This window comes from Rhodoplanes elegans (assembly GCF_016653355.1).
Lineage (GTDB): Bacteria > Pseudomonadota > Alphaproteobacteria > Rhizobiales > Xanthobacteraceae > Rhodoplanes > Rhodoplanes elegans.
This window is the reverse complement of record NZ_NHSK01000115.1, coordinates 1-19,503: the sequence shown is the minus strand read 5'-3', so window position 1 is coordinate 19,503 and position 19,503 is coordinate 1. Positions and strand designations below refer to the sequence as shown.

17 protein-coding genes are annotated in these 19,503 nt (G+C 69.6%); 3 read left to right on the top strand and 14 right to left on the bottom strand.

The window, feature by feature from the left end; all coding sequences use genetic code 11:
- From CCR97_RS15350 to CCR97_RS15330, 5 genes are all read right to left on the bottom strand, one after another.
- A partial coding sequence (locus CCR97_RS15350; protein WP_201159624.1) for a hypothetical protein occupies positions 1-532 on the bottom strand: 532 nt, incomplete at its 3' end.
- 270 nt (positions 533-802) lie between these two features.
- Positions 803-1,291, bottom strand: coding sequence for a cyanase (cynS, locus tag CCR97_RS15345; protein WP_111360451.1), 489 nt, complete (start codon positions 1,289-1,291; stop codon positions 803-805).
- Positions 1,292-1,372: 81 nt separating this feature from the next.
- Positions 1,373-2,302: an ABC transporter ATP-binding protein gene (locus CCR97_RS15340; RefSeq protein ID WP_111360452.1), complete on the bottom strand. Its 930-nt coding sequence runs from the start codon at positions 2,300-2,302 to the stop codon at positions 1,373-1,375.
- Positions 2,303-2,468: 166 nt separating this feature from the next.
- The gene (gene ntrB / locus CCR97_RS15335) at positions 2,469-3,308 is read right to left on the bottom strand and encodes a nitrate ABC transporter permease (protein ID WP_111360725.1); all 840 of its coding nucleotides are present in this window, start codon (positions 3,306-3,308) and stop codon (positions 2,469-2,471) included.
- A 203-nt stretch (positions 3,309-3,511) separates the two neighbouring features.
- Complete coding sequence (locus CCR97_RS15330; RefSeq protein ID WP_111357231.1) at positions 3,512-4,915, bottom strand: CmpA/NrtA family ABC transporter substrate-binding protein; 1,404 nt, start codon at positions 4,913-4,915, stop codon at positions 3,512-3,514.
- A gap of 469 nt (positions 4,916-5,384) precedes the next feature.
- Between CCR97_RS15330 and CCR97_RS15325 the strand changes: the two genes are divergently transcribed.
- The 3 genes from CCR97_RS15325 (at position 5,385) to feoB (ending at position 9,573) form a co-directional block, all read left to right on the top strand.
- Positions 5,385-7,109, top strand: coding sequence for a cation:proton antiporter (locus tag CCR97_RS15325; RefSeq protein WP_201159623.1), 1,725 nt, complete (start codon positions 5,385-5,387; stop codon positions 7,107-7,109).
- A gap of 246 nt (positions 7,110-7,355) precedes the next feature.
- Positions 7,356-7,676 (top strand): FeoA family protein, encoded by a 321-nt coding sequence (locus tag CCR97_RS15320; protein ID WP_111357229.1) that lies wholly within the window; start codon positions 7,356-7,358, stop codon positions 7,674-7,676.
- A 13-nt stretch (positions 7,677-7,689) separates the two neighbouring features.
- Entirely contained in the window at positions 7,690-9,573 is a 1,884-nt protein-coding gene (feoB, locus tag CCR97_RS15315; protein WP_111357226.1) for a ferrous iron transporter B, read from the top strand.
- On the opposite strand, the gene CCR97_RS15310 is transcribed toward feoB, so the two are convergent.
- The 9 genes from CCR97_RS15310 to CCR97_RS15270 all read right to left on the bottom strand — a co-directional run bounded on the left by CCR97_RS15310 (position 9,574) and on the right by CCR97_RS15270 (position 19,390).
- Positions 9,574-10,344, bottom strand: coding sequence for a short-chain dehydrogenase/reductase (locus CCR97_RS15310; RefSeq protein WP_111357224.1), 771 nt, complete (start codon positions 10,342-10,344; stop codon positions 9,574-9,576).
- A gap of 1 nt (position 10,345) precedes the next feature.
- Complete coding sequence (locus CCR97_RS15305) at positions 10,346-11,239, bottom strand: polysaccharide deacetylase family protein (RefSeq protein ID WP_111357222.1); 894 nt, start codon at positions 11,237-11,239, stop codon at positions 10,346-10,348.
- Positions 11,240-11,501: 262 nt separating this feature from the next.
- Positions 11,502-12,260: an ABC transporter ATP-binding protein gene (locus CCR97_RS15300; protein WP_111357219.1), complete on the bottom strand. Its 759-nt coding sequence runs from the start codon at positions 12,258-12,260 to the stop codon at positions 11,502-11,504.
- A gap of 20 nt (positions 12,261-12,280) precedes the next feature.
- Entirely contained in the window at positions 12,281-13,198 is a 918-nt protein-coding gene (locus tag CCR97_RS15295; RefSeq protein ID WP_201159622.1) for an ABC transporter permease, read from the bottom strand.
- Between the two features lie 49 nt (positions 13,199-13,247).
- On the bottom strand, positions 13,248-14,249 hold the full coding sequence (locus CCR97_RS15290; protein WP_111357217.1) for an ABC transporter substrate-binding protein: 1,002 nt from the start codon (positions 14,247-14,249) through the stop codon (positions 13,248-13,250).
- A gap of 192 nt (positions 14,250-14,441) precedes the next feature.
- Complete coding sequence (locus CCR97_RS15285; RefSeq protein WP_111357215.1) at positions 14,442-15,632, bottom strand: CaiB/BaiF CoA transferase family protein; 1,191 nt, start codon at positions 15,630-15,632, stop codon at positions 14,442-14,444.
- Entirely contained in the window at positions 15,629-17,005 is a 1,377-nt protein-coding gene (locus CCR97_RS15280; RefSeq protein ID WP_170145814.1) for an amidase, read from the bottom strand. The genes CCR97_RS15285 and CCR97_RS15280 overlap by 4 nt, the downstream gene beginning before the upstream one ends.
- A 7-nt stretch (positions 17,006-17,012) precedes the next feature.
- On the bottom strand, positions 17,013-18,182 hold the full coding sequence (locus CCR97_RS15275) for an acyl-CoA dehydrogenase family protein (protein ID WP_111357211.1): 1,170 nt from the start codon (positions 18,180-18,182) through the stop codon (positions 17,013-17,015).
- Positions 18,183-18,421: 239 nt separating this feature from the next.
- Positions 18,422-19,390, bottom strand: coding sequence for a LysR family transcriptional regulator (locus tag CCR97_RS15270; protein ID WP_201159621.1), 969 nt, complete (start codon positions 19,388-19,390; stop codon positions 18,422-18,424).
- Positions 19,391-19,503: the final 113 nt, after the last annotated feature.

The window sequence follows — 19,503 nt, the reverse complement described above, 5'->3', positions numbered from 1 at the left end:
CCGGCGTCGCCGGCCCCGGGCGCTTGGCGGCGCAGCCGCGCATCGCCGTGGCCCAGTCCTGCCGGACCCGCTCGATGTCGCTGGTCGGCAGCCGCAGCGTGACGGCGGTCTCGACCACCCGTCGGTCGTGGAACAGCTCGGGGCTGCGCGCCTTGACGACGCGCTTGAGCATGCGCACCGCCTCGTCGTCCCACGGGCCCTCCTCGTCGAGCCCCTTCTCGATGCGCTCGTAGACCGGGGTCTCGCCATGCAGCGTGACGGCGACGTGCCGGATCGGCCCCCAACCGGTCTGGGCCGTCATCAGGGCGAAGCCGAGCCGCGCCCGGTCGATCGCGCCGAGATGAATGACGGTGTCGTCCACGGCGAACACGCAGGCCTCCTGGTCCACGGCCCGCACGGTGGCGCGATCGTGGCCCGCGACCGCGAAGCCGAGCGCCTGCGTGTAGGGATCGGCCGGCGCGAACGCCTGGGCGCCGGCGAGAAAGATCGCGCCATAGACGGCGAGCGCGGCGTTGAGGGCGAGCGAGAGCATGGTCGAGCATCCTGGGACGGCGGCCCGAACGAAACGCGCGACGCGGGCGAAGGGTGCCGCTCATCCGGGCCGGATGCTCGTAAATATACCTATGCTGCATCGCAGCGAATAGTGTGCGCCGCGGCACAGCGTTGTTCGCTCTCAGGAAACAATCGATCCGGGATTTCGGAACGCGAGCGCGGCCGCACAGCTGATCACTTGAATCAAAAAGCGGCGGCCCGGACGAAGCGTTCGCCCGGGCCGCCGTCGCGCGGGACAGGCGCGCTGCGCCTACTCCTCCTTGTAGCCGTAGGCCGGCACGTTGCCGGAGGCGCCGTAGTACTTGAACGGCAGGAACTTGCCCGACATCGTGATCTTCACGCGGTCGCCCTTCGGGTCGGGCAGGCGCTCCATCTGCATGTCGAAGTCGATCGCCGACATGATGCCGTCGCCGAACTCCTCCTCGATCAGCGCCTTCCAGGCCGGACCGTTGACCAACACCAGCTCGTAGAAGCGATAGATCAGCGGGTCGGTCGGCGGCATCACGGCGTCGGCGCCGCGCATCGGCACCTCGTTGAGCATCGCGGTCTCGGCCTTGGAGAGGCCGAACAGCTCGCCCGCCTTGGCGGCCTGCGGCTTGGTCAGCTTGTGCTGGCCGAGCAGGGCGCCGACGAGCAGCACCGGCGAGAAGCCGCCGATCTCGTCGCAGATGTACTTCCAGGTCCAGCCCTTCTCGCGCTTGATGTCGAGAATCTTCTCGGTGAGGTCGGAACGGATCATCGGCAATCTCCTTGATGGCGGGTTCTGAGGTGTTCTCCGTCATGCCCGGCCTCGTGCCGGGCATCCACGTCTTGCGGCGCGTCAACCGGCCTGAGACGTGGATGGCCGGGACAAGCCCGGCCATGACGGCGTGAGGGAATCGCCACCCACCACGGCGGGCTCCGGAGCGCCGGGGCGGACGATCGGCGGATTGCGGCGGTCGAGCGCCGCCTTGTCGGCGTCCGAAAAACTCTTCGAGCGGGTGACCAGGAAGTCGACGACGTGATTGCGCACCGCGTAATAGAGCGGGTGCTTGTGGACGTCGTTGCGGGCGCGGTCGACGGGCAGCGGGTTGTCGACGATCTCGGCCAGCACGGCCTGCGGGCCGTTGGTCATCAGCACGATGCGGTCGGCCAGATAGATCGCCTCGTCGACGTCGTGCGTGATCATGAACACGGTCTGGCCGGTCTCCTGGCAGATCCGCCGCACCTCGTCCTGCAGGGTTCCGCGGGTGAGCGCGTCGAGCGCCGAGAACGGCTCGTCCATCAGCAGGATCTTCGGCTCGATCGACAGCGCGCGGGCGATGCCGACGCGCTGCTTCATGCCGCCGGACAGCTCCGCCGGCCGCTTGCGCTCGGCGCCCGCGAGCCCGACCAGCGCGATGAACTTCTGGGCGTGCTCCTCCACCTCGGCGCGCGACCAGCGTCGCCATTTCGACGCCACCGCATAGGCGACGTTGCCCATCACGGTGAGCCAGGGCAGCAGCGCGTGGCTCTGGAAGATCACGGCGCGGTCGAGGCTCGGGCCTTCGATCGCCTGGTTGTCGACGATGACGGCGCCGTCGCTCGGCCGGTCGAGTCCGGCCAGCACGTTGAGCACGGTCGTCTTGCCGCAGCCCGAATGGCCGATCACGCAGGTGAAGGTGCCGCGCTCCATGCCGAGCCACAGATCCTCGAACACGGTGGTGACACCGCCCCCGGCCGCCGAGAAGCGCTTCGAGATGCCTTCAATGGAGATGAATTTCTGGGTCATGAGCCGTGCCTCGTGTCCCGGGCGCGGTGCAGCGTGCAACGCTGCACCGCCGACCCGGGACCCAGGAGCCAAGATGCCGAGCGTCTGTTTTGGTCCCGGTTCTGCGGCGCACCACTTCGTGCTGCGCCGCGCCCGGGACACGAGGTCTGTGCGATCCGCATCCCCCTCACTCCGGGAACGTGACGGCGCGGGTGGCGCGGGCGAGGATCTGGTCGAGGATCATGCCGACGACGCCGATCACCAGGATCGCCGTGATCACGTTGGTGATGGAGAGGTTGTTCCACTCGTTCCAGACGAAGTAGCCGATGCCGGTGCCGCCGACCAGCATCTCGGCCGCGACGATGACGAGCCAGGCGATGCCGATCGAGATGCGCATGCCGGTCAGGATGGTCGGCGCCGCGGCGGGCAGCAGCACCGTGAAGATGCGGCGCAGCGTGCCGACCTCGAGGGTCCTCGCGACGTTGATCCACTCCTTGCGGACCGAGGCGACCCCGAAGGCGGTGTTCACCAGCATCGGCCACAGCGAGCAGATGAAGATGACGAACACGGCCGACAGCCCGGAGTCCTTGATGGTGTAGAGCGCGAGCGGCATCCAGGCGAGCGGCGAGATGGGTTTCAGCACCTGGATGAACGGATCGAGGGCGCGACTCATCAGCGGCGACATGCCGATAAGGAAGCCGACGGGAAGCGCCACCGCCACGGCGAGCAGATAGCCGATCATGACGCGAAGGATCGACCAGCCGAGCTGGATGCCGAGCCCCTTGTCGTTGGTGCCGCGGTCGTAGAACGGGTCCTTCAGATGGCCCCACACCGTGGCGGCGACGTCGAGCGGCCCCGGCATCGCCGACTTGCCGGTCGTCGCGGTCGCGCCCATCAGCTTGGCGTATTCGGGATCCATCGCGACGGTCGCGCCGGAGCCGCGCGTCGCCAGGTGCCACACCAGCACGAAGGCGGAGAACAGGAGCACCGACACGATGGCGGCGCGAAAGGTGAGGGAGCGGGTCATCGCGGCTCCGAAGTGATCAACGCCGAAGGGGCTTGCTGGTCACCTCGCCCCGCTTGCGGGGAGAGGTCGGATCGCGCAGCGATCCGAGTGAGGGGGCGTCGCCGCGAGTCTCGGCTTTGCGGAAGCGCCCCCTCACCCGTCTCGCCGCTGGGCGGCGAGCCACCCTCTCCCCGCGCGGCGGGGAGAGGGAACCAAGCCGGTGCTCACGCGCGCTTGATCTTGAAGCTCGCCACGTACTCGTCGGGCTTGGCCGGATCGAAGGTCTTGCCCATCACGGCGAAGGTCTTGGTCGTGGTGGTCGGCGGCGTCAGGCCGACCTCCTTCATCAGCTTGGCCGTGTCGGTCGCCAGGAACACCTGATTGGCGACGCTCTTGTAGTCGACCTCGCCCTTGATCTGGCCCCAGCGCTTCATCTGGGTGAGGATCCACACCGCGAAGGACTCCCACGGGAACGGGTCGAAGGCGATGCGGTCCGGCACCTTCTTCACGTTGCCGAGGCCGTCGGCGTAGGTGCCGGTCAGCACCTGCTCGACCACGGTGACGGGCTGGTTGAGATAGTTGGCCGGCGCGATCGCCTCGGCGATCTGCTTCCTGTTCTCGGCCTTGGTGGCAAAGGCGGTGGCGTCGATGATGGACTTCAGGAGCGCCGCATAGGTGTTGGGCGCGCTCGTCACGAACTCCTTCGAGGCCGCGAACACGCAGCACGGATGACCGTCCCACAGCTCCTTGGAGAGCGTGTGGATGAAGCCGACGCCGTCATAGACGGCACGCTGGTTGACCGGGTCCGGCGCCAGGAAGCCGTCGATGTTGTCGGCGCGCAGGTTCGCCACCATCTCGGGCGGCGGCACGGCGCGGATCTGCACGTCGGTGTCGGGGTCGAGCCCGTGCTCCGCCAGATAGTAGCGCAGCAGATAGTTGTGCATCGAGTAGTCGAACGGCACCGCGAACTTGAAGCCCTTCCACGCCTTCGGATCGCGCTTGTCCTTGTGCTTCATCGACAGCGTGATCGCCTGGCCGTTGATGTTCTCGATCGCCGGCGCCGTGTAGGGGATCGGGGCCGCACCGGCCCCGATCGTGATGGCGAGCGGCATCGGCGAGAGCATGTGGGCGGCGTCGTATTCCTTGTTGAGCGTCTTGTCGCGGATCACCGCCCAGCCGGCCGTCTTCACCACCTCCACGTCGAGCCCGTGCTTGGCGTAGAAGCCCATCGGGTGCGCCATGATGATCGGCGTCGCGCAGGTGATCGGGATGAAGCCGACCTTGATGGACTTCTTCTCGATCGCGCCGGCGCCTTGAGCGAACACCTCGGCGGCGGGGCCGAGCGGGAAGAACTGCGACAGGGCGGCGAGCGCCGTCGAGGCGCCGACCGACTTCAGGAAGGCCCTTCGCGCGGCGTCCTGGGGAAACATCGCGCGCATCACGGCGGAAGCGACGACGCCCGTGTAGCGATCGTCCTCGCTCGCCGGCGCGACGACCTGCTGTTGCTGAAGCTGCAGTGCGTCGACCTGCGCGGCGTGATCGTGCTCCATCTGGCTCGCATGGCGGCCGCAGACGCAGCCCGCGGTCAGCCGGCGGTCGCTCCGGAAGGGATCGTCGAACATGGACATGAGGGCACTCCGTCTCGCCCGCCGGGGCCGGCGGATGGCACTTGTGCTGCAAAGCATGTGCCAGGGTTCGGACGGGGAAATCCGGGCGCGCACCACAGCGATTGTATGCAATCGCTGTATGCAATGCTCGGAATCCGGGCAATTTGCCGCGCGGTGCGGCAGCGCTCCGGTGCAGCGAGGGGTTGCCTCCGACGGCCGGGCCCCCGGCCCGTCACGACCGCCGTCGCGGCCGCCGCAACGAAGCGCGAACAGAGTTCCATCAGCCGAATCCGTGGTTTGTTCGCTTCGCACAAACCCGCAGGCGTGATCCGCCGCGGCCGCCCGGGACGGGCGAAAAAATGCGCCGCCGCAAGACGACGCGGAGGGAATCGGCCTTATGCTGATCGCCGAACGGGGGACCGACTCGCGTCCGGCGCCGGTCGGCCCCGATCGCCCATCCCCGATGTCATGACGCGCGAGCGGAGACGACGTGCACAGCGCAGGATTGCTGCCGACCATCGTGGTCAGCCTGACGGTCGCCTTCCTGGGGGGCCTCCTGGCGCGCGCCGTGCGGTTGCCGCCGATGCTCGGCTATCTGCTGGCCGGCGTGGTCGTCGGGCCGTTCACGCCCGGCTTCACGGCCGACCAGGCGATCGCCAACGAGCTCGCCGAGATCGGCGTCGCGCTGCTGCTGTTCGGCGTCGGCCTGCACTTCTCGTTCCGTGATCTCATGGCGGTGCGCACCAGCGCCGTGCCGGGTGCCCTCGTCCAGATCGCCGTCTCGACGGCGATCGGCTGGACGGTGGCGCGGCTGGTGGTCGGGCTCGACCCCGTCGCCGCCGTCATCGTCGGCCTGTCGCTCGCCATCGCCTCGACCGCGGTCGCGACCCGGGCGCTCGACCAGCGTGGCCAGCTCACCGCGCCGGCCGGCCGGATGGCGCTCGGCTGGCTGGTCGTGCAGGACATGGTGGTGATCCTGGCGCTGGTGCTGATCCCGACGCTGGGCGCCGGGGCGAGCTCGGCCGCCGACGTCGCGCTCGAGCTCGGCCGCGCCGTGCTGCAGCTCGCCGGCTTCGTCGCGATCATCCTGGTGGTCGGCCGCAAGGCGATTCCCGCGCTGCTCGGCTACGTCGCCCGGCAGGGCTCGCGCGAGTTGTTCACGCTCGCCGTCGCCGTGGTGGCGCTCGGCATCGCCTGGGGCTCGTCGCTCCTGTTCGGCATCTCGCTCGCCCTCGCCGCCTTCTTCGCCGGCGTGGTGCTCGGCGAGAGCGACCTCAACCATCACGCCGCCGCCGAGGCGCTGCCGATGCAGCACATCTTCGCCGTGCTGTTCTTCGTCTCGGCCGGCATGCTGTTCGATCCGACGACCCTGGTGCGGATGCCGCTCGAGATCGCCACCCTGGTGGTCACCATCGGGGTCGGCACCGGGATCGTCACCATGCTGATCCTGCTCCTCCTGCGGGCGAGCCCGCAGACCGCCGGCATGGTCGGGGCGACATTCGCGCAGATCGGCGAGTTCTCCTTCATCCTCACCGACCTGGCGGTCCGGCAGGGGCTCCTGCCGGGCACCGGCCGCGACCTCGTGCTGGCCGCGGCGCTGGTCGCCATCATGCTCAACCCGCTGATGTTCCCGATCGCCTTGCGGGTCGCCGACTGGCTCGGCGAGCGGCCCGCGATGGTGCGCTGGCGCGAGCAGCAGGCCCGCTCCTTCATGTCGCGGCCGGGCGTGCTGGTCGATCACGCCATCCTGGTGGGACACGGGCGGGTCGGCGCGACCGTGGCGACCGCGCTACGCCGGCACGGGCTCGACTACGTGGTGATCGAGGCCGACCGCCGGCTCGCCGAGCGGCTGCGCGACGACGGCACCCCGGTCGTCTACGGCGACGCCAGTCGCGCCGAGGTCCTCGGCGCGACCTTCCCGGAGCTCGCGCGGCTGATCGTGGTGGCACTGCCTGACGCCTTCCACGCCCGCCGGGTGATCGCGCTCGCCCGCGCCCTCAACCCGACGATCGAGACGGTGGTGCGCACCCATTCGGAGGCGGAGGCGCTCTACCTCGCCGACGCGGGGGTCGGCCTCGCCGTGATGGGGGAACGGGAGATCGCCTTCGGCATGTCCGACTTCGCCCTCCAGCGCCTCGGTGTCACGGCCGAGGACGCCCAGGAGACCGTCAACCGGCTGCGCGCCCGCACCCGGCCCGGCGCGGCGGCGGCCTGAGCGGGCGGCCCGAGCGGGCGAACGGTGCGGCGGACCGGGGCGTCGGCTCGTCCGAACGGAGCGGTCCGGCGCGTCTAGTCGCTCCGGTAAAGTACGTAAGCGATTGGTCGCAGCCGGCCGGGATTACTTTGCAAAAGTTCTAAGCTGCTGACCTTTCGAGCCAATTTTCTTGACTCCGAGGGCCCGGTCCCGGACAAACATGATAGTGGTTCTCAATTGCGTTGTTTCAGGACCGAAGGCCGTCTCATGGCTGATGTGTTTTCCAACCCGCATGCCGTTGTCGACCGCCAGGCCGTCGATCTGCAGGCCTCGGTCTCCTCGCTTCCGCTCGGCACCGCGCGCCGCGGCTTCTGCGGCCGCATCGACGCGATCGCGGTGAACGGCCATGCCGTCGGCCTGCCGGCCGGCGAGCTGGAGAGCCGCCTCCTCGAGCTCGGCTTCGTCGAGGGCGCCCGCGTCGAGATCCTGCACGAGGGCATGTTCGGCCGCGATCCGATCGCCGTGCGGGTCAACGAGGCCACCATCGCGCTCCGCCGCCGCGAGGCGATGGCGATCCTGGTGAGCTGACCGGAATTCCGTCATGAGCGCCGCCGAACCGGCCGGGCCGTGGCATCTGGCCCTGGTCGGCAATCCGAACTGCGGCAAGACCGCCCTGTTCAATGCCCTCACGGGCAGCCGCCAGAAGGTGGCGAACTATCCCGGCGTCACGGTCGAGCGCAAGTCCGGCCAGTTCCAGACGCCCTCGGGGCGCAGCGTCCACCTGCTCGACCTGCCCGGCACGTATTCGTTGCGGGCGAGAAGCCCGGACGAGAAGGTGACCCGCGACGCGGTGCTCGGCCAGCTCGCCGGCGAGACCGTCCCCGACATGCTCCTGTGCGTCGCCGACGCCACCAATCTGCGCATCGCGCTGCGCCTGGTGCTGGAGCTCAAGCGCGTCGGGCGGCCCATGATGCTCGCCCTCAACATGATCGACATCGCCAAGAAGCGCGGCTTCGCCTTCGACCTCGACCGCCTCTCGGCGGAGCTCGGCATCCCGGTCGTCACCTCGACGGCGGTGCGCCGCGGCGGCGTCGAGGCGCTCGTCGCCCGCATGGACGCGCTGATCGCCGACCGCCCGGCCGCTCCGGCCGAGCAGGCCTGGGCGCCGCCGTCCGCCGCCGAGCTGCGCGCCACCCAGCGCGAGGCCGACCGCATCCTGGCTGCCGCCGTGCAGGCGCCGGGCCGCCCCGACACCCTGACCGGCCGGCTCGACACCGTGCTGCTGCATCCGGTGTTCGGCATCGTCATCCTGCTCGCCGTGCTGTTCGTGATGTTCCAGGCCGTGTTCACCTGGGCGACGCCGGCCATGGACGGGATCAAGGCGGGCTTCGAGGCGCTCGGCGCGCTCGTCCAGGCCCACATGCCGGAAGGCCTGCTGCAGAGCTTCGTGCAGGACGGCGTCATCGCCGGCGTCGGCAGCGTGCTGGTGTTCCTGCCGCAGATCGTGATTCTCTTCTTCTTCATCCTGGTGCTCGAGGATCTGGGCTACCTCGCGCGCGCCGCCTTCCTGATGGATCGGGTGATGGGCGGCGCCGGCCTGCACGGCCGCGCCTTCATCCCGCTCCTGTCGAGCTTCGCCTGCGCCATCCCGGGCATCATGGCGACCCGCGTCATCGACAACCGACGCGACCGGCTGACCACCATCCTGGTGGCGCCGCTGATGACCTGCTCGGCCCGCATCCCGGTCTATGTGCTGATCATCTCGGCCTTCATCCCGGACGAGGACGTGCTCGGCGTGCTCTCTCTGCAGGGGCTCGTGATGTTCGGGCTCTACGCGGCGGGGATCACGAGCGCGCTCCTGGTGTCCTTCGTCGCCAAGCGTCTGTTCTGGCGCGACCACCCGACCGAGCCGTTCATGCTCGAGCTGCCGGACTACAAGCTGCCGCGGCCGAAGAGCATCCTGATCGGCCTCTACACCAAGGCGATGATGTTCCTGAAGCGGGCCGGCACCACCATCTTCTCGATGATGGTGCTGATCTGGTTCCTCGCCTCGTTCCCGCGCCCGCCCGAGGGCGCGACCGAGCCGGCGATCGAGTACAGCCTCGCCGCCTGGATCGGCCGGGCGCTGGAGCCGATCACGGCGCCGATCGGCTTCGACTGGCACATCAACGTCGCGCTCGTCCCCGGCATGGCGGCCCGCGAGGTCGCGGTCGCGGCGCTCGGCACCGTCTACGCCATCGAGGGCGGCGCCGAGGCGGCCGACAAGATCGGCGCGACGCTCGCCCAAAGCTGGAGCCTCGCCACCGCGCTGGCGCTGCTCGCCTGGTACATCTTCGCCCCGCAATGCGCCTCGACGCTCGCCGTGATCCGGCGCGAGACCGGCGGCTGGCGCTGGATGGCGGTGTCGTTCGGCTACATGATCACGCTCGCCTACGCGGCCGCCTTCGTCACCTACAATGTCGCCAGGATGCTCGGCGCGGGGTGATCACTGACCGCGAAACATCTGGCCGCCGTCGACGTCGACCACGGTGCCGCTGAGATAGGCGGCGCGCGGCGAGGCGAGCATCACGGCGAGATCGCCGATCTCTTCCGGCTCGGCGAGCCGGCCGAACGGCAGCGGCCCGAGCGCCTCGCGCCAGCGCTCAGGATCGCCGAAGCGGTCCTCGGCCTTTCGGCGGGCGATCGTCTCGATGCGGCTCGTCCGGGTCGGCGACGGATTGATGCCGACGACGCGCACGTTCCAGTCGACGCTCTTCGCCCCGACCGCGCGGGTCAGCGCGATCAGCGCGGCGTTGCCGGCCGAGCCGCAGACATACTCGAAGCGCGGCGCCTGGCCGGCCATGCCGATGACGTTGACGACGACGCCGTCGCGCCGCGCCTTCATGGCCTCGAGATAGAGCTGCATCAGGTGGACGTAGCCGAACACCTTCAGCTGCCAGGACTCGATCCATTGCTGCAGGGCGAGACCGAACAGATCGCCGCCCGGGATCGCGCCGGCATTGTTGACCAGCACGTCGATCGTCGGATGCGCCGCGAACAGTCTCTCGCGTTCGCCCGCCTGGGCGAGATCGCCCGCGAAGACCCTCACGTCGCCGAGCACGGCCAGTTCGCCCGCCGTCGCGTCGAGCTGGGTGGCGTTCCGCCCGGTGATCACCACCCGTGCACCCTCGCGTAAAAAGCTCTCGGCGACGGCGCGGCCGATGCCGCGCGATCCGCCGGTGACGAGAACCGAGCGGCCGGCGAGCGCCAAATCCATCTCAACCCTCTCCCAGCTCGGTTCCGGCCGGCACGGCGGCTGCGAACCAGTCGGCCAAGCGGCTGCCCGTGAAGAAGCCGACCTGTGGCGACGCCATCAAGAGATCGAGCATGCGGTCGAGCTCGTGGATGCGGTGCGGCACCGCGATCAGATGCGGGTGCAGGCCGAGGGCGAGCACGATGGCGCTGTCGCGGCACTCGGTCTCGAAGCGGCGCAGCGTGTGCCCGAGCCGCGCCGCCATCTCGCCGGTGGCGTGGCGCTCGATCGCGTAGATGATCGAGTCGTTGATCTCCAGATTGTAGGGCAGCGCGATCAGCGGCCCGGCCTTCGTGGTCATCCAGGACGGGCGGTCGTCGACCACCCAGTCGCAGACATAGTCGACACCGGCGCTCTTCAGGATGTCGGGCGTGTCGACGGTCTCGCGCAGGCCGGGCGACAGCCAGCCGCGCGGCCGCGTGCCGGTGAAGGTGGCGAGTATCCCGAGGCTCGCCCGCACCAGCGCCTCCTCTCCGCCCTCGACGTGATTGGTCGCCTTCTGGTGCATGCCGTGGCCGATGAACTCCCACCCGGCGTCGCGCATCGCCTCGGCGGCCGGCCGGTAGGCGTCGATCACGCCGGCATTGATGCTGGTCGAGGCCGGCAGGCCGCGCTCGGCGAAGCACTTCAGAATTCGCGGCAACCCGGCCCGCATGCCGTAATCGGCCCAGGAGAAGTTCGGCACGTCCGGCACCGTCTCGCGGCCGTGCGGCGGCGTCACGATGGTGCGCGGCATCGGCTGGTCGAACAGCCAGTTCTCCACGTTGACGACGAGGTGGACCAGGATGCGCTTGCCGTCGAGCGCCGGCAGCGGCGGCCGCGCCGAGGAGAGCCGGTAGGGAATGCGGGGGTTGGACATGAGGCTTTTCAGTTGTTTGCTCGGGTCGGTAACGGGAGCGGAGTGTGCGGCCTACCCCCCTCCCTGTCCCTCCCCCACAAGGGGGGAGGGAACGCAGGAGCGAGGTGCTTCTCGGTTTGGCCGACGCTATGAAGCAGACGTCTCATGCGGAGTGTGAGTGCACTATGCCGCGAGCACGGCCTGCTCCCTCCCCCCTTGTGGGGGAGGGGTGGGGAGGGGGGTGAGCCACGGCCGCCGAGGTCAATAGCAAGCCCCCGAATCCTCAATGGTGCATCACGTTCATCTCTTTCAGGATGTCGGCCTTGTAGGCGACGAAGGCCGGGCTCGTCAGACTGGCGATCGAGCGCGGGCGGGGCAGCTCGATCGCGATCGTGCGCACGATGCGGCCGGGTCGCGCCGACATCACGCAGACGCGGTCGGACAGGAAGATCGCCTCGTCGATGTCGTGGGTGACGAACAGCACCGTGGTGCCGAGCGTCTCCCACACGTCGAGCAGGAGCTGCTGCATCGACAGGCGGGTCTGGGCGTCGAGCGCGCCGAACGGCTCGTCCATCAGGAGGGCGCGCGGGTTCATCACCAGCGCGCGGGCGATGCCGACGCGCTGGCGCATGCCGCCGGAGAGCTGCACGGGGAGCGCCTCGGCGAAGGCGTCGAGCCCGACGAGGTGGAGAAGCTCGCGGGCGCGCGGCTCGTAGACGGACTTCGGCACGCCCTGCACCTTGGGCCCGAAGATCACGTTGTTCCACACGTCGAGCCAGGGGAACAGCGCCGCCTCCTGGAAGACGACGCCGCGGTCCGGCCCGGGCTTGGTCACCGGGCGGCCGTCGAACAGCAGCGCGCCGGCCGACAGCCGGTCGAAGCCGGCGAGCAGGTTGAGAAGCGTGGACTTGCCGCAGCCGGACGGCCCGAGCAGCGCGACGAAGTCGCCCTCGCCGATCTCCAGGCTCACGTCGTCGAGCGCCCGCACGGTGCGCACGCCCGGAAAGGTCTTGCTGACGTTCTGGAACTGCACGGTGCCCATGGTGGTCTCGCGCGGCGATCTCAGGAATGATGGGACTGCAGGCGGCGCCAGGTCAGCGCCCAGCGCTCGGCGAGCAGCACGAGACGATCGCTGAGGAAGCCCAAGAGGCCGATCGTGATCATGTCGGCGATCACCACGTCCATGCGGCCGACGTAATAGGCGTCCCACAGAACATAGCCGAGCCCGGACTTCACCGCCACCATCTCGGCGACGATCACGGCCGTCCAGCCGATCCCGAGCCCGATGCGCAGCCCGGTGAAGATCGACGGCAGCGCGGCCGGCAGCACGACGCGGCGCAGGATGGTGAACGGCCCGGCCCCCATCATCAGCGCGGCGCGGACCAGCATGCGATCGACGTCGCGGGCGCCCTGGCTGGTGTTGACCACGATCGGATAGAAGGCGCCGAGCGCGATCAGGAAGATCGCGCCGCCCGGCCCGATGCCGAACACGGCGATCGAGAACGGCAGCCATGCCGTGATCGGGATCGGCCTCAGAATCTGGATGGTGGGGTCGAGCGCGCCGGCCGCGATGCGGTTCCAGCCGATCGCGATGCCGGCCGGCACACCGATCAGGATGGCGCAGCCGAAGCCCTTCGCCACCCGCTCGGCCGAGTAGAGGAGATTGTCGAGCCAGGTGCCTGAATACGGGTTGAGGCCGAGCCCCTGGGCACCGAACGCCCAGGTCTGCCAGGCGGCCCAGACGCGATCCGGCGTCGGCAGCACGCCGCCGAACAGCGAGCCGCCGGTGCCGGCGATCTGCCAAGCGGCGACGACGAGGACGGGCAGGGCGACGGCGAGCAGCACGCGCCCGAAGAGCCGCGACGAGCCCCGCAGCGGCGCGCCGCGAGGCCGTCCCGAGGGAAGGCCGCTCGCCGTGTCGACGCGCGCCGCGCCGCGTCGTGCGTCCGTGGGGGTGGCCGGCTGCATGGCGACCGACATCAGCGCGCGTCCTCGTCTCGTCGTCAAGCCGCGGGGCGAAGCGGCCGAATCACTTGCCGAGCGCCTTGGTGACGAAGCTGCCGTCCCAGGCGCCGTCGATCTGGCCCGAGACGTCCTTCTGGATCACGCCGAGATCCGCGAAGGCCTTGGCCTGGCGCTTGATCTGGTCGGGCGACACGACCTCGCCGAGGGTGATGATCTGCGCCGCCTTGGCGGCGATGTCGGGCTGCATGCCGGAGAGCTTCGCGTAGGCCTCGGCGAACTTCTTCGGATCCTTCTTGAGCTGCTCCTGGGCGTCCAGATAGGCCCAGACGAAACGCTCCATGGCATCGCGCTTCTTGGTCGCCGCGGTCTTCGACGCCATGATCATGCCGAGCTCGGCGCCGACCGCCTTGGAGGAGGAGTATTCGAGGTTCTTGGCGAAGAAGCCGTAGCCCTCCATCACCGGGATCGACTCGAACGGCTCCCAGGTGACGATGCCGTCGACCTCGCCCTTCTTCAGCGCCTGGTTGAAGTTGGCGCCGCCGCCCTGGATGTTGACGGCCTGGAAGCTGTTGTAGGGCACGCCTTTCTCGACCAACGTCGCGGCGAATTGGAACCACACGGCCGAGCCCGGCGCGATGGCGATCTTCTTGCCCTTCAGATCCTCGAACGAGTCGAGCTTCACGCCGGTGCGGCCGATCACGTATTTGGGCGAGGAGCCGACCCCCATGATGCCGACCACGTCGGTCGACCCTTGCGCGAGCGAGATGGCGAGATCGGCCGGCCCGACCGAGGCGACGTCGAGCGAGCCGGCGAGCAGCGCCGTGCGGGCGTCGGCGTAGCGGGCGAACTCGACGAGCTCGAGCTCGACGCCGAGACCTTTCAGCTTGTCGACGATCATCATCATCGGCGCGAGATGGCCGACCTTCTGATAACCGACCGTCAGCTTGGTCGGCGTCGGAAGCGGCTTCGGCTCGGGGCCGGCGGCGACGGCCGGCGTTGCGTGGCCGAGCGGCGAGACGATCGCCAGCGCGGCGACGGCGAACAAGGCGAGGACTCTACGGCGCATCGGCATCCTCCTTTACGGGACGGGGGTGGAACTGCTGCGTCAAGTGTACGTCGTGCGTCCTTGTGCTGGTCATTCCGGGGCGCACGCGTCAGCGTGCGAACCCGGAATCCAGCGACTGGCGCTTTGGTCACGGCTGGATTCCGGGTTCGCGGACCATTCGGTCCGCGCCCCGGAATGACCCGAGGCTCATCATCAGATCACCCGCTCCTTGCGAAGCGTCGCGATCTCGTCCGGGCCGAGGCCGAGCTCGGACAGGATCTCGTCGTTGTGGGCGCCTGCCGCCGGCAGCAGCGTGGTCAGGGCGGCCGGCGTGCGCGACAGTTCGACCGGCTGGCCGACCAGCCGCAGCGTGCCGCGCTCGGGATCGTCGACCGGCACCGCGATGCCGAGATGCTGCACCTGCGGATCGGCGAACACCTCGTCCATGGCGTAGATCGGGCCGGCCGGCACGTTCGCCTCCTCGAGCAGGGTCAGCCAGTCGTGCGACGTCTTGCGAGCAAACACTGCGGCGAGGCGCTCCTTCAACGTGTCACGATTGCGCAGGCGGTTCTCCTGACAATCGTAGTCCGGGTGGGTCGCCAGCGCCGGCTCGCCGATCGCATCGCAAAAAGCGCGCCACTGGCCCTGTCCGCCGACCCCGATATTGATCCAGCCGTCCGCCGTCCGCATCACGCCCATCGGAGTCGTGTAGGGATGGTCGTTGCCGGCCTGCTTCGGCACGGTGCCCTCGACCAGATACTTGGCCGCCTGGAAGTCCATCATGGCGATCTGCGCCTGCAGGAGCGACGAGCGGACCCACTGGCCCTCGCCGGAGCGTTCGCGCTCGGCCAACGCGACCAGAATCCCGATCGCCGCGTAGAGGCCGGCGGACGAGTCCGCCACCGCGATGCCGGCCCGCACGGGGCCTTGGCCGGGCAGGCCCGTCACCCCCATCAGTCCGCCCATGCCTTGCGCGATCTGATCGAATCCCGGGCGATGCCGATACGGCCCGTCCTGTCCGAAGCCCGAGATCGAGGCGAGGATGATGCGCGGGTTGATGCGTCTGAGATCCTCGTAGGCGATGCCGAGGCGGATCTTCACGTCGGGCCGGTAGTTCTCCACCACCACGTCGGCGGTCTCCACCATGCGCTTGAACAGCGCGAGGCCTTTCGGGGCCTTCAGGTTCAGCGTGACGGTGCGCTTGTTGCGGTGGAGGTTCTGCATGTCGGCGCCACTGCGGGCGCCGTTCGTGCCTTCGTTCGGATCGACGCCGGCCGGCGCCTCGATCTTGATCACGTCGGCGCCGAAATCGGCGAACACCCGGCAGCAGGTCGGGCCGGCCCGCACACGGGTGAGATCGAGGATGCGCAGCCCGGCGAGTGCCGACGAGGGGGTGTTGGTCATGCGGCGAATCCTCTGGCGATCGCGCCCGTGGCGATCGCGTCGGTCGTGATCTGGTCGGTCGTGATCGTCTCGACGATCGCGCGTGGCACGCGGCCGTGCCAGCTGGTGCGCGCCTGGAAGGCTTGGCCGAGCGCGAGAAGCCGTGCTTCGGCACCGGGGCGGCCGACGATCTGGAGGCCGACCGGCAGGCCGGCCGCGTCGAAGCCCGCCGGCAGCGCCAGCGCCGGAAGCCCGAGCACGTTGACGAAGCGGGTGAAGCGGCTGAGCGCATAGAGCCGTTTCGGATCGAAAGCCGGGTCGCCGGGCGTCACCGCGGCGACGTGCGGCGTCGCGATCGGCATCACGGGCAGGAGCACGACGTCCGCGTCGCCCAGCGCGTCGCGCAGGAATTCTTGCGCGAGCGGCCCGCGCGCGTCGCGGGCGGCGGCGAGCGCGGCGTCGTCGATGGATAACCCCTTGGCGAGGCGCTTTCTCAGCACGGGCTCGGTGCCGGGGTCGTCGATCAGCGCGGCGTGGGTCCGAGCGGCCTCGGCCTGCATGATCACCAGCGCGTTCCGGTCGACGTCCTCCGGAAAGCCGGCGGCCTTCGTGATCACGACGCCCGCCTGCGCGAGCACGGCGGCCGCGGCCTCGCAGATCTGCACCACGGCCGGCTCGCATGCGTCGAAGGTGTCGACCAGCAGGACGGCGCGACGCGGCATCGCCGTATCGCCGGGTGCGATGCCCGACAGCACCGGCCAGACATGCGCCAGCGTCGCGGCACTCCGGGCGAAAACCCCGAGCGTGTCGAGGGTTTCCGCGAGCGGCATCACGCCGTCGAGCGGCAGAGTTCCAAACGTCGGCTTGAGCCCGGTGATGCCGCAGCACGCCGCCGGAATGCGCACCGAGCCGCCGGTGTCGGAGCCGAGCGCGACGTCGCAGCAGCCGGCCGCGACCAGCGCGGCCGAGCCGCTCGACGAGCCGCCGACGATGTGCTCGAAGCTCCACGGATTCAGCACGCGGCCGCGGGAGACATTGTGACCGGAGGGCTCGTAGGCGAGCTCGGTCATCTCGGCGGTAGCGACGAGCGTCGCGCCGGCGGCGTCGAGCCGGCGCAGCACGCTCGCGCGCGCGCCGATGTCGGTGCACGGCACCGCACGGCCCCAGCTCGGAGCATGCACGCCGGTCGTGATCATGTCCTTGGCGACGTAGGTCAGGCCGGCGAGCGGGCCGTCCGCCGCCTCGGGCGTGTCGGCGGTCCCCGGCATCACGTCGACGACGGCGTGCAACGTGCGGCCGAGCGTCGCCACGGATTCGTGGGCGCGTAAAAGAGCGGCGCGGCGCTGCGCCTCGTCGCGGGACTCCCAGTCGGCGAACCTCCGGGTCGTCCCCATCGTCACCTCAATAGGATCGTGGGAGGCCGAGCACGTGCTCTCCCACATAGGCGAGGATCAGGTTCGAGGAGATCGGCGCCACCTGATAGAGCCGGGTCTCGCGGAATTTTCGCTCGACGTCGTACTCGGCCGCGAAGCCGAAGCCGCCATGCGTCTGCAGGCAGGCGTTGGCCGCCTCCCACGAGGCGTTGGCGGCCAGGAGCTTCGCCATGTTGGCCTCGGCGCCGCAAGGCTGCCCGGCGTCGTGCAGCGCCGCCGCCTTGAACCGCATCAAGCTCGCGGCCTCGACATGGATGTGGGCCTGGGCGATGGGGAACTGGATGCCCTGGTTCTGGCCGATCGGCCTGCCGAACACCACGCGGTCCCGCCCGTAGGCGACCGCCTTGTCGACGAACCAGTGGCCGTCGCCGATGCACTCGGCGGCGATCAGGGTGCGCTCGGCATTGAGGCCTTCGAGGATGTAGCGGAAGCCCTCGCCCTCCTGGCCGATCAGGTTCTCGGCCGGGATCTCGAGCGCGTCGAAGAACACCTCGTTGGTCTCGTGATTGACCATGTTGCGGATCGGCCGCACCGTCATGCCGGCCTTCATCGCCTCGGCGACGTCGACCAGGAACACCGAGAGGCCGTGCGACTTCTTCTTCACCTGGTCGAGCGGCGTGGTGCGGGCGAGCAGGATCATCAGATCCGAGTGCTGCAGCCGCGACGTCCACACCTTCTGGCCGTTGACGACGTACCGATCGCCCTGCTTCACCGCGGTGGTCTTGAGCTTGGTCGTGTCGGAGCCGGTGGTCGGCTCGGTGACGGCCATCGACTGCATGCGGATCTCGCCGGTCGCGATGCGCGGCAGGATCCGCTGCTTCTGCTCGGCCGAGCCGGCACGCAGCAGCGTCGACATGTTGTACATCTGGCCGTGGCAGGCGCCCGAGTTGCCGCCCGCCCGGTTGATCTCCTCCAGGATGATCGACGCCTCGGTGACGCCGAGGCCCGAGCCGCCGTATTCTTGGGGGATCAGCGCGGCGAGCCAGCCGGCGCGGGTCAGCGCATCGACGAAGGCCTCCGGATAGGCGGCCGTCTCGTCGAGCGTGCGCCAGTACTCGGCCGGGAAGTCGGCGCACAGCGCGCGTACGGCCTCGCGGATGTCCTCGTGATCGGTGGTCGACGGCAGTGTCAGCGGCATCGATCGTCCTCGCCTCGAAACGGTATCGGCAGCGCGGTAGGAAGTGGAATCAGAAATCGGCCGAGACTGGTTTCGCGGAATTGGAAACCGGGGACGCTGAACGAGGTGGCCGTCGTTCCGGGGCGGCGCGCAGCGCCGAGCCCGGAACCCATAACCCCTGTCTGTCGTGAGCCGCTGCTGCCGGGGGTATGGATTCCGGGCGCGCCGCTTCGCGGCGCCCCGGAATGACGGAGACTCGTTCACCGCCCCGCCGGTCGCCCCTTCCGCCCGGTGCCGCGGGGCGTGAACCGGGTCCGCTTCGGCGGCGCGCTCGGGCGGTCGGTCAGGAAGTCGATCAGGCGCCGGGCCGGCGGCGGCGGCTCCTCGCCGGCCAGCACGCAGATCGCGTATTCGCGCGTCGCCCACGGTTCGGCGAGGCGGACGAGGCGCAGCCCCATGGCGGCGGCGAGCGGCTGCACGGCCTTCTCGGGCAGCACGCCGACGCCGAGTCCCTCCGAGATCATCAGGCACATCACCTCGAAGCTGCGCACCTGGACGCGCGTCTTCATCACCCGGCCGAGCTCGCGGGCCCGGAACGAGAGCAGCCGGTGGACGGCGGTGCCGCTCTCCAGCCCGACCAGATCCTCGTCGAGGATGTCGGCGAAGGCGAGCGCCTTGCGGTCGGCGAGCGGGTGGTCGCCGCGCAGCGCCACGGCGAGCTGGTCGCCCTCGTAGGGGATCACGGCGAGGCCGTCGACGGCGCTGCTCTTCACGATCACGCCGAGATCGCACTGCTTGTGCAGCACCGCGTCGATGGTCGACTCGCTCGGCCGCTCCTCGAGATCGAGCTTGATCTCGGGATTGGCGGTGACGAAGCGCGAGAGATCGTGCGCCAGGCGATGCACCAGCACCGAGCTCGACGCGCACATCCGTACATAGCCGCGCACGCCGAGCCGGTGCTCCTCCAGATTGACCTGCAGCTTCTCGCCGAGGCGGAGCACGTCGCGGGCGTAGTTCATCATGGTGATGCCGGCGGCGGTCGGCTCGATGCCGTGCGGCCGGCGCAGGATGAGCTGGGTGCCGACCTCGTGCTCCAGCAGGCTGACCCGGCGGCTCGCCGCCGACAGCGCGATGTTGAGCCGCTCCGACGCCTTGCTCATGCTGCGCAGCTCGCAGGCGGTGAGGAAGATGCGGAGCGTCTGGAGGTCGTGCGAGAGCAGGGCGCGCATGGGTTTTAAGGGACGGCTTCGGGGGACGATTTCGGGGGTGCTTCGGGCCTCGCAGTCGCGGGCCGGGAGGGCGCGGACCCGGCATCCTAGCATGCGGGCGGAGCGCCCGGGGA

Bases quoted from the DNA above. Each gene is read 5' to 3' on its own strand.
- cynS (WP_111360451.1), bottom strand. From the start codon at position 1,291: ATGATCCGTTCCGACCTCACCGAGAAGATTCTCGACATCAAGCGCGAG.
- CCR97_RS15340 (WP_111360452.1), bottom strand. From the start codon at position 2,302: ATGACCCAGAAATTCATCTCCATTGAAGGCATCTCGAAGCGCTTCTCG.
- ntrB (WP_111360725.1), bottom strand. From the start codon at position 3,308: ATGACCCGCTCCCTCACCTTTCGCGCCGCCATCGTGTCGGTGCTCCTG.
- CCR97_RS15330 (WP_111357231.1), bottom strand. From the start codon at position 4,915: ATGTCCATGTTCGACGATCCCTTCCGGAGCGACCGCCGGCTGACCGCG.
- CCR97_RS15320 (WP_111357229.1), top strand. From the start codon at position 7,356: ATGGCTGATGTGTTTTCCAACCCGCATGCCGTTGTCGACCGCCAGGCC.
- feoB (WP_111357226.1), top strand. From the start codon at position 7,690: ATGAGCGCCGCCGAACCGGCCGGGCCGTGGCATCTGGCCCTGGTCGGC.
- CCR97_RS15310 (WP_111357224.1), bottom strand. From the start codon at position 10,344: ATGGATTTGGCGCTCGCCGGCCGCTCGGTTCTCGTCACCGGCGGATCG.
- CCR97_RS15305 (WP_111357222.1), bottom strand. From the start codon at position 11,239: ATGTCCAACCCCCGCATTCCCTACCGGCTCTCCTCGGCGCGGCCGCCG.
- CCR97_RS15300 (WP_111357219.1), bottom strand. From the start codon at position 12,260: ATGGGCACCGTGCAGTTCCAGAACGTCAGCAAGACCTTTCCGGGCGTG.
- CCR97_RS15295 (WP_201159622.1), bottom strand. From the start codon at position 13,198: ATGTCGGTCGCCATGCAGCCGGCCACCCCCACGGACGCACGACGCGGC.
- CCR97_RS15290 (WP_111357217.1), bottom strand. From the start codon at position 14,249: ATGCGCCGTAGAGTCCTCGCCTTGTTCGCCGTCGCCGCGCTGGCGATC.
- CCR97_RS15285 (WP_111357215.1), bottom strand. From the start codon at position 15,632: ATGACCAACACCCCCTCGTCGGCACTCGCCGGGCTGCGCATCCTCGAT.
- CCR97_RS15280 (WP_170145814.1), bottom strand. From the start codon at position 17,005: ATGGGGACGACCCGGAGGTTCGCCGACTGGGAGTCCCGCGACGAGGCG.
- CCR97_RS15275 (WP_111357211.1), bottom strand. From the start codon at position 18,182: ATGCCGCTGACACTGCCGTCGACCACCGATCACGAGGACATCCGCGAG.
- CCR97_RS15270 (WP_201159621.1), bottom strand. From the start codon at position 19,390: ATGCGCGCCCTGCTCTCGCACGACCTCCAGACGCTCCGCATCTTCCTC.